This window comes from Crocinitomix algicola, assembly GCF_001661595.2.
Classification (GTDB): Bacteria; Bacteroidota; Bacteroidia; order Flavobacteriales_D; family Crocinitomicaceae; genus Crocinitomix; species Crocinitomix algicola.
On sequence record NZ_LYPF02000009.1, the window covers coordinates 1 to 10029 of the forward strand.

Annotated in this window: 7 protein-coding genes; 2 read left to right on the plus strand and 5 right to left on the minus strand. The window is 35.0% G+C overall.

All coding sequences use genetic code 11. The features are described from left to right. Together A8143_RS05805 and A8143_RS05810 are read right to left on the minus strand one after the other, a co-directional pair. Window positions 1–1733, minus strand: a 1733-nt coding sequence (locus A8143_RS05805; protein WP_083261238.1) for a hypothetical protein, incomplete at its 3' end; no start/stop codon positions are given. An 89-nt stretch (window positions 1734–1822) separates the two neighbouring features. After that, window positions 1823–3205, minus strand: coding sequence for a T9SS type A sorting domain-containing protein (locus tag A8143_RS05810; protein WP_175437492.1), 1383 nt, complete (start codon window positions 3203–3205; stop codon window positions 1823–1825). A 371-nt stretch (window positions 3206–3576) separates the two neighbouring features. Here A8143_RS05810 and A8143_RS05815 point away from each other — a divergent pair, with 371 nt between their 5' ends. Further along, a complete protein-coding gene (locus A8143_RS05815; protein WP_070137835.1) occupies window positions 3577–4584 on the plus strand; it encodes a serine hydrolase domain-containing protein in 1008 nt (335 codons plus the stop codon). Window positions 4585–4590: 6 nt separating this feature from the next. Further along, on the plus strand, window positions 4591–5115 hold the full coding sequence (locus tag A8143_RS05820; RefSeq protein ID WP_070137836.1) for a hypothetical protein: 525 nt from the start codon (window positions 4591–4593) through the stop codon (window positions 5113–5115). Between the two features lie 116 nt (window positions 5116–5231). On the opposite strand, the gene A8143_RS05825 is transcribed toward A8143_RS05820, so the two are convergent. The 3 genes from A8143_RS05825 to A8143_RS05835 all read right to left on the minus strand — a co-directional run bounded on the left by A8143_RS05825 (window position 5232) and on the right by A8143_RS05835 (window position 9716). Next, entirely contained in the window at window positions 5232–7697 is a 2466-nt protein-coding gene (locus A8143_RS05825) for a T9SS type A sorting domain-containing protein (protein ID WP_070137837.1), read from the minus strand. Window positions 7698–7795: 98 nt separating this feature from the next. Then, window positions 7796–8494 (minus strand): LytR/AlgR family response regulator transcription factor, encoded by a 699-nt coding sequence (locus A8143_RS05830; protein ID WP_070137838.1) that lies wholly within the window; start codon window positions 8492–8494, stop codon window positions 7796–7798. Further along, a complete protein-coding gene (locus A8143_RS05835; RefSeq protein WP_070137839.1) occupies window positions 8481–9716 on the minus strand; it encodes a sensor histidine kinase in 1236 nt (411 codons plus the stop codon). The genes A8143_RS05830 and A8143_RS05835 overlap by 14 nt, the downstream gene beginning before the upstream one ends. Window positions 9717–10029 lie beyond the last annotated feature (313 nt).

Here is a 10029-nt window from a genome sequence, read left to right on the forward strand (position 1 = left end):
GAAGACCCTGATATTGAAAGTGCTTGGTCATCTGTATCAGTATCATCCATAAATGCAGATAAATCTACTGTACCACCATCTTCTAGGGTTAAATCCGTTCCAGATAAAGACAATGCTTGATTGTCAGTATTGTCTAAAAATCCAGATAAATCAACAGAACCTCCACCTGAGAGACTCAAAGTTTCATCCGTTAATGAAATAGTTTGAGCACCAGCAGCAATCCATTCTGTTCCATTCCATACCTGAAAAGCATCTGTTTCATTATTGTAGATTGCTAGTCCTTCTTCCGTAGCAGTTAAAGAACTTTCCAAACTTGTTTGTTGCGCATTATTTAAGCTATTTAATAATAAACCTTTATCGTTATCACCTAAAGTTAAGGAAGCGAATTGATTTGGCGAATTTGTTCCAATACCTACGCTCATTCTATTAGTGGCTGATCCTCCACCCAAAACCATGCTATTATTCGATGAAACTGATGCTCCATCTCCAATTGCGATAGAGTACTTTCCTGTTGCGCTAGAATTTGTTCCAATTGCGATAGAAGCCGAATCTGCTTCAGATTCAAAACCTATAGCGACACCATCATTATTTGAAACAATCGCGTTATTACCTAGAATTGTGGCACGGTCTCCATTTATTGTTGTTTCGTAACCTATGGCGTTAACATCATCAATTCCGTTAGCGACATCCGAATTATATCCAATGCTAGTAGTTCTTGCACCTTGAACTCGATTTGAATAACCGATAGCGATACTGTAATTATCATCAACACGGGAATAAGCACCAATTGTTACTATTCCGTTAACCCCATTGCTTTGAGATCCAATTGTAGCTTCACGTCCAATAGCAACATTGTCCTGATTGTTTGATCCAGAGGAGGCATTATTTATAAAATCACTACGATATCCTATAGCTACATTTCCATTTCCTTCACGATTCGTATATCCAGCCCGTGAACCCAAATAGGTGTTATACTCACCTTCTCCAGAAGATGTATTGGTTCTATTATTATCCCAACCGGATTGGTTTCCAATAAATGTATTATGACTACCATATTCTGTCGTCGGTCCAGCCGCATGACCTAAAAAGGTATTTGCGTAACCCGTACTTCCATCCGTTCCGGCAGAATCACCTACAAAAGTATTCCAGTACCCCGTTGTATTATCCCAACCTGCTTCATTTCCTACGAAAGTATTTCGATAACCTGTTTCATTATTCCTACCTGCCTGATTACCAATAAATGTATTGTCCGACCCAGTAGTTATATCATAACCAGCGTCTTCACCGATGATTACGTTATCGTCTCCAGTAGTTAATGAAAAAGCAGCCTCTTCCCCTATGATGACATTGTCAGCAGCATCCGTCATATGATATCCTGCTTCAACACCTATCACTACGTTATCTCCATCATCTAATGTTCGTGCTGCCCAGTTACCAATTATAACATTGTCAAAAGCAACAGTACTCTGATCCAAGGCCTCAGAACCGATGACCACATTATCTTGGTCACTACTATTCAAACTATAACCGGCACGATAACCGATGATAGTATTATAAGACGAAGAGGTTACATAAAACCCTGCAGAATCACCATAAAAAGTAATATAATCCGCAGTTGTAAGTGAGAAGCCGGCACCTGCTCCTTGAACTTCAACACCAGTTTGGGCATAAGTATGCCCAAAACTGAGTATGCCTATGGCAAGTAAATATTGCCGTAAATTTAATTTAAACATGTTTTTAGATTTTGGTTATTGTTATCTAAAAACAAAATTAAACGAATTAGCTAATTTTAAGTCAATTGTAAGTTAGATTTCAAGACAATTTACTCGATAATAAATTTCGTAACAGAGAAACCTTCAACTTGTAAGAAATAATGACCTGGATTTAAGTCGAAATTAAAATTAGCGTTTGCAAAAGTAATCTGATCTTCTAAAACTAACCTTCCCATCGCATCATAAACTTTTAACGTTTTATCCATATTCATGTTTGGCACGCTAATGTTAATATTTCCATTACTTGGATTTGGATAAATTGAAACACTTTCTACCTCAACCGACCCTTCCGCTTCAAGACTTGTACTTCCATCAAAGTCTGTTTGTGACAATCTATAATATGAAACACCTGAGTATGGGCTATCGTCAACAATTGAGTAGTTTAACTTTCGTGTTGACGTTCCTGCACCATCAACGACATCTAACTTCGTCCAATTTACACCGTCTTGCGATTTTTCAATCAAGAAATAGTCGTTATTAAGTTCAGATGCAGTAGACCAAGAAACCTTTACGTTATTGTCCATCTCAGTTTCAAGGTTAAAATCTAATAATTCGATTGGTAAATAGCCCGGCAAGAAAATTCCCGCACCACCGTTATCGTCAATCACGAAAAAATCAATAGTTTCCGTCGCATGCCCAGTCTCACTGTCATTAGATTCATCTTCATCAACAAAAACTTTAAAGTTTGAAGTAGAAACCGAACGCCATCTTAAGTTTGCAGGATCTCCTCCGTTATATGTAGCTATTGATGCGATCATATTAACTCCAGCTGAGAATGTTTCTGTTAAATTATGTGTTGTTAAGTTATCGTCCGCGGAAAAAGAACCTGTTTCAATTGTTACTCCATTTAAATCTCCACCACCTTTTGATATAGCAACATATCCAACTACTTCAGGTCCTGCTGGCGGAACACCATTCAAAGATTCTTCTCTTTCTAATTTATACTGAAAACTAGATGCAGTAGCATTTCTTTGTCTTGTTTTTAAGAAATTTGTTCCATTATCATTTGTTTGAATTTGAGTGAAAATTGCCGGTGTAGTAGCGTAAGTTTGCATTAATGGCACAGTTTGAAAGTTCAACCCGTCCACTGTTCTTGTTCCTGCCTCAACCATAGTTCCGTCACCAAAAGTATATCGTCCTTTTTCAACAACTATATAATAAACTCTTTCCGTAGTATGTGGACCATCTTTATCTTCCGGCTCTTCAATATACAAGTCGAAACTATTTTCAGTTACATTTTCCAAACGAGCAGTTGCTTCATGAGGTCCGTTATCTTCAACCGGTGAAAGAATAACCACAGGATCTATAAATGTGTTGTTTAGGGTTACTGTAGAAACATCATGAGTAATTACAATTGACCCTGTTTCCATTACCAATATTTGTCCGAAACCTGTTTGAGAAATGAATAAAGTTAAAAGTATTAATAAACGCATAGCACTGTTGTTGTTAATTTTCATTACAAACTTACGACCATTACATTCGTCCTTTTTTTTAGTTCGATAAGTGAACTTAAATACTAGTTAAAATGCATTTTTTTACGTATTTACCCCATAAAACATACTAAGTATTTATACTCAATCATTTACACAAATCACTGAACACCAAAAAGAAAAAATTATCCATCTGTAAATCAAACATATAAAGGCAAACATTCGAAAATCATTGAAAACACTGGCAATCAGCCAATTCAAAAAACAAAGAAAATCTAAAAAAAGGTTCTAATCTATAATACCGAACCTAGAAGAACCAAAAATTAATCTCTAAGTAAAAAAACAGATGTACTTTTACACACAAACAACTATTTATGAAACACTTAAACAAAATAATCAAGTTGTCAGGAGTTTTTTTAGTTCTTATTGGGATAAGTTGCCAAAAAGATTTTCAGCTTCGACCATCTTCAACGCAAGATGAACTTGATAACGCGATTGACCATGGAATCGACGGCATAATAATCGCAGTTAATCAAGATAATGAGACTAAGCTTTATTCTGCTGGCTGGAATGACAGGAAAAATAAAGTTCCTTCAAATCCAAATTCACTTTTTAAAATAGCAAGTATTAGTAAACTTTATATTGCTACCGCAGCTGTTCAACTTATAGCATCAAATCAATTAGATTTAAACGATCGATTATCTGTTATGATACCAGAGACTAATGGTAAAATCGAAAATGCAGACAAAATCACACTTAAAATGCTACTTCAACATCGGAGTGGAATACCAGAATACATTTACAATCCTGCATTCATAGTTGATACAGAAGAGAGTTACATGAGCACAATATCCTTAATTTATGGTGAATCAAGCTTGTTTAAACCCAACAAGAAATACAGTTATTCTAACACCAATTATTTGATAATTGCAGAAATTATCGAACGTGCCATAGGATATTCTCATCATGACTATATCGACGAGAACATTCTTAATCCATTAAACCTCAAAAACACTTATCATTTGTACAGCCAAGTTGACACTAACAAGGTAATGAGCGGATATTTGAAGGGATATGATCATGATTTAAAATCTATTGAACATACACGTCCAGGCGGTTCAATGATTGCAACTGCATCGGACGTTAGCTCTTTTTTACGTGCATTAATCGATGGCACATTATTGTCCAATGAGGAGCAGAAGTTGTATTCGCAAGTTTATAAGTATGAGCACACAGGTTGGATTCATGGCTATACTTCAATTGCCCGTTACAATAGCGATATTGACGCTGTAATCGTTCAATTCACAAACACTAGTGACAACGAATTATTTTGGCTTAAGCTTGAAAATATTTATGACCGAATTGTAAAAACTCTTTATTAAATAACGATGAAAAAATTATATTATCTATTCTTTATACTCTATACATCTTCACTTCAGGCTCAACGTATTGGAGTTTCGACAACTGCTATCTATAATGGTGAGCTACAATTAATGCATGTTGTTCCCAGCTTGACGATGCAACATTTAAAAAGTGAATTAGAGCTTGGTGTAGGCTTCCACCCTTTTATTAATCCTCATCAAACCCTTTTATCTGGCGAACTTATTTATAAAAACTATCCGAACGGAAACAACGAAAAATTCAATTTCTATTTTTTAGGACATTTATCTTTTGTAAGTAATAAAAGGAATTATTATTACCCTACTCGGTACAATTATTTTTTTCTAGCTGGGGGATATGGCTTTGACATCAAGGTTTCAAAGAATATTTACCTCGGAACTAATTTCAGTTATGGGGTTAATACATTTCAAAAGAAATCAACCGTGCCCTACGAAAGTTTTAGTAGGATCGAATTCTTTGAAGAGTTTAATACACATTTGGGTTGTCAATTTAAACTAGGCTATCGATTCTAGCACCTTTATTAAGTAATTTAATTGAATCAAAAAAGCCCTTCCTAGGAAGGGCTTTTGAGTTATGGGTTTTACTGTTATAATTCAAACAGATTTATGAAGATTTACAAACGAAAAGATTATTTTTTGATTACTTTATGAGTGGTAACAGTATCATTAGCTGTTGTAATTTTTATAAAGTAAACGCCACGCTCTAAAGCATCTAATTCGAATTGAGTCAAATTAGAATTTGGTATTAAACTCGCGATTGATTGTCCGGAAATAGAGAACAACTCAATTTGTTTCACAGTTGTTTCGGCATCAATTAAAATTACATTCTCAAAGGGATTTGGATAAATACTAATCTTTGCATTTTCTGCTTCATTAATACGCATTGAATTTTCTGCTTCAATGGCGCCTAAATCAATGATTAAATCGCCATCATCATTTCCATCTATTAAGCGATCATTCTGATTTAAATCATCGGTATCATCATTCGCAGAATTCAATCCAGCATCTACCATAGGCGACAGTGAATTGAACCTGAAATCACCGTCTATTGAAGGTATTCCCTCAGCAACAATTGGCGAATAAAAACCTGGTGCGTTTTCATCCGTACCATTGATATTTCCTTCTCCAGGAATATCCGAATATCCTTTCAGTATTGAGTAAGTGATTATCGTGTTCGCCGTATCCGACTCAGGAAAATCATTAACGGCATCGTTCCCCCAGATTATAGAATTAGTGGCTGAATAATTATTTTTAATACCTCCAAATTGGTTTTGTGCGAAATTACCTGTTATTGTAACATTAACTAGTTCCATACCGGTTGGAGAAGGGCTATAAATTCCTCCACCATTTTCATTTGAAACATTTCCGCTAATCAATGAATTTAAAAGACGTAATGAACCGCCATAAATTTGATAGATTGCACCACCGGATCCTTCTGCTAAATTTCCAGAAAATTTTGAATGATTTACTGTAGCTTCGGTATCACCTAAGTACAATGCTCCCCCTAATTTTCCATCAGCCGCTTCACAATTTTCAATAGTGATAAAATCTAAATCTAAGGTCGCATTATCGGCAGCTATTCCTCCGCCGTTTGAGACGTAAGTATAACCATTTTGAATTTTCATTCCTTTAAGTTCAACAGCACTCCCCCCAGAAATATAGAATATTCGAGAATTGTTTGTTCCATCTATGATTGTACTTTCTTGACCATTACCAAGTATTACGAGATTTTTATTAATATGGATAAAACCAGAAGTTAGTTCAATTGGTGTTCCATCAATTCCTGCACTAAATAGAATGGTATCACCAGGGCAAGCATCTATTACAGCTTGGCGTAAACTACCCGCTCCTGAATCATCAGAATTTGATACCGTATGTGTTTTATCTTTAACAAATAAATTAATAGTCAGAACACTATCTGCACCACAAACAGAAGAAATAGTGTCATAAACGGTATATTCTCCATACGCCACATAAGTTTCATCTCCACTTGGAACAGTATAAGGACTACATTCCACTAAATCAATGGTAGAAAATGCTCCGTATTCTGCTGCACCGACATCTCTTCGGTCGTCAACGATCGATTGATTTTGCGCATCGGTAAAATCATCAGGTGTCCCTAAGTCAATTGCTACACTACCGCATCCGGGAAGAATTGATTGGGTACTCCCAGTAATATAAGCCAGTGTTCCTAACTGTAAATCCTCTTCTGACACATCTAGCTGGTCCGTAGCATGACTTCCTGAAATGGATTCATTATCTAAAATATTATACCCTTGAGAATTGATGACATAATCGGGAGCAGCGTAAATATTACTCACACCGTTCATTGCTAAAATACTACTTTTTAATATTACGTTAGATGAACCTCCAGAAGCATATATCGCACCACCTTGCTCACTATAAACATTATTGATAAATGTCGAATTAATCGCACTTACTGTTGCTGTCCAACCTCCAGCATCCGCAAAACACCAAATTCCGCCTCCTCTTGTAGCTTCATTTGACACAAAAGTTGAATGGTCAACATAAACATAAGTATTCTGATTTGGATTATGACAGAAAACCGCGCCTCCATCACTTAATGCAATGTTCCCTGAAAAAGTACAATAGCTTGCAAAAACTCGGATGGGATAAGCAAAGGAAGATGATGAAATTGCTCCTCCATCTAAATCCGTCGTATTGTTAAAGAATTGAACACCGTTCAATTTTACTTTTAATACGTTTTCACAAAAAATTCCTCCTCCATTTCCCTCACTATAACCATTTTGTATGGTTAAATAATCAATCATTACACTATCAACATTGGTGATGTTAAAAATTCTCGAACTAGAACCACCATCAATTATTGTGTTTTGTGCACCATTCCCAACGATGAACAACCGTTTTGAATAAGCAATTTCCCCAGATGTTAATTCAATTATATTTCCATTTGTACTGGGATCAAAATAAATGGTATCACCATCGAGAGCAGTCTCAACATGATCTCTTAACGAACCTGAACCATCATCATCTGAATTTGTAACAGTATGGACCGCAGCAAGTAAAGAACTACTTGAGATCGCTATTAAACTTGTAAGTATAACTTTCTTCATAGACAATTTTTTGCGCTAAGCTATTACTGTCTATTCAAAACGTAAAATTTTAGGGACGAACAACCAAAATTATGTTGTCAACTACCAATCATAAATGTTTAAAGTAAATAGTTCTGGATTTTAACTTTGAAATCAGTTTTGAAATTCCTACCTATTGGAATGTCTTTTCCTTGCATTTTAACATGTGTTCCTGTAAATTCTTTTACCCTTTCCAAATTAATGGCGTAAGATTTATGTATTTGCATAAAATTTGACGGGAGTTTTCTTAAAAAATCTTTCAGCGCCATGCGCTCAATCATCGATTTGCCAGATTTGACTATTATACTGATATAATTATTATCCGATTCGATATAAACAATCTCATTTACATCTAGTAAAATCTTCTTATTATTGAGTTTTATGGTCACTCTTTTCCTACTTATTTTATGTATTGCTATCGATAAACAAGCTTTAACACTTTCTTTGGTGTAAGGTTTTTCCAAAAATCCTTCCGGGCTTGTTAAACTGGCTGCTTTAATGTTCTTTTCATCTGCATTTGCAGTAATATAAATGTGTGGAACAGGGGTTTCATGGGATAAAGCCATCATTAATTCTGTACCAGATTTCATACCTTCGCCCAAATTAATGTCAACAAGCATTAAATCAACTGCGGATGAGATTAACTTTTCTTCTGCAGCTTTTGCATTCGTTGCAACCAATACATTTGTCGCTCCAAAACTTACAAGTGTTCGCCTTAAATTTTCGGCAATTAGCTCTTGATCTTCAACAATTAAAATATTAACATCAGAAAATTCCATTTTGCGGTATTTTAATTATTGTTTTTGCACCATTATCATTTATCTGAATAACCTCAGCTTTGATCTGTCGGGACAGCATCGTAATCATACTTTGTCCTAGGCCAAACTCAGCATCTAAAGGAATACCCGAACCGTTATCTCTAAATGTCAGAACACATGATTCAGAGGTTAAAGCACTTTTGAGTTCAAATTTACTATCTTCATCTTTTTGAACACCATACTTTAATGAATTTGTAATTACCTCGTTCAAAATTAAACCAATTGGAATGGCTTTCTCAAGTTTCATTTGAAAAGGGACCAAATCGGCGGTGAACTCAATTTTATCTTTTAAGTCAGGATAAAGTTTGATAATACCATTTGCTAATTCTAAAAGATAATCCTTCATTTCAAGCTTATCGACCTGCTCTTCATTACGATAGAGCATTTTATGAATTTCAGCCATAGAATTAATCCTTGAAATACTTACTTTTAACGCTTCGGAGTCAGCACTTTCTTTAACTTCATCCATTTGTAATTCCAACAAACTAATAATTAGTTGTAAGTTATTTTTTACTCGATGATGGGTTTCTGCCAACAGCATTTCCTTTTGCTGAACATTTGAATCTAGTACTTCTTTTTGTTGAGTGATTAAAACTAACGCCTTTTCTAGTTCACTTTTATACTGTACTGCATACGCTTTAAGATAAACAGTGTAAAAAAGTGTGAAAGCGATTACAACAATTGAAGCAAACCTAATTGTATCAATACGCTCAACTGAATAAACAACTGCATGTGGAAGCACTTCAAAATAATTATTCAAAACTCCGATAAAGACAACTAGGAGTGCCACACCGGTTAATATAAACACCTTCTTTTTAGACTCAATAATTAATGTTAAGAAACTGAATAATGAAATGAGGAATAAGACAAAAGAATAAGTATCAACCTTAAAAACGAAAACAATGGCAAGCAATCCCAAAAACACTAAAGTCACCAATAAATTGATGGTGATTTTAAATTTCCCTTTTGCATTGAAGTAAAGCATTGCTATATTAAACATTAACGAAACGAATGTCTGACTATATTGTTCTTGCGAAACTTCCTCAAATTTAATAGCGTACAATAAACCAAATAATTTGATCAAAAATGATAGAATTACAATCCCATTCAAAAGTCGTCGCTGATTTCTATCATATTGTGAGAGATGCTGATCAACACCTAAGTTTAGAATTTTATTAATCATATTACAGGTTGAAAACTAGATAAAGCTAAAATATAAATAAGTTGATAAAGACCGTCTTTAAGTGGTCATTGCTTTTAATAAAAAGAGGGTAGAAAAAATGTTTGCTGCACACTCCTTTGAGATCCGATTTCCGATTAAAAAACTATGAATCAGAGATTAGTTTGACCTTTTTCGTATTTATATCCTTCATTGAAGCGAGCTTCATTCAGTCAAAAAACACAAAAAAGCCCTCTGCAATGCAGAGAGCTTTTTACTCTTAGTGACCCCGGCAGGATTCAAACCTGCAACCCTCAGAGCCGAAATCTGATGCGCT

Excerpts from the sequence above, each read along its gene's own strand:
- A8143_RS05810 (WP_175437492.1), bottom strand. The coding sequence starts at position 3,205 with ATGCGTTTATTAATACTTTTAACTTTATTCATTTCTCAAACAGGTTTC.
- A8143_RS05815 (WP_070137835.1), top strand. The coding sequence starts at position 3,577 with ATGAAACACTTAAACAAAATAATCAAGTTGTCAGGAGTTTTTTTAGTT.
- A8143_RS05820 (WP_070137836.1), top strand. The coding sequence starts at position 4,591 with ATGAAAAAATTATATTATCTATTCTTTATACTCTATACATCTTCACTT.
- A8143_RS05825 (WP_070137837.1), bottom strand. The coding sequence starts at position 7,697 with ATGAAGAAAGTTATACTTACAAGTTTAATAGCGATCTCAAGTAGTTCT.
- A8143_RS05830 (WP_070137838.1), bottom strand. The coding sequence starts at position 8,494 with ATGGAATTTTCTGATGTTAATATTTTAATTGTTGAAGATCAAGAGCTA.
- A8143_RS05835 (WP_070137839.1), bottom strand. The coding sequence starts at position 9,716 with ATGATTAATAAAATTCTAAACTTAGGTGTTGATCAGCATCTCTCACAA.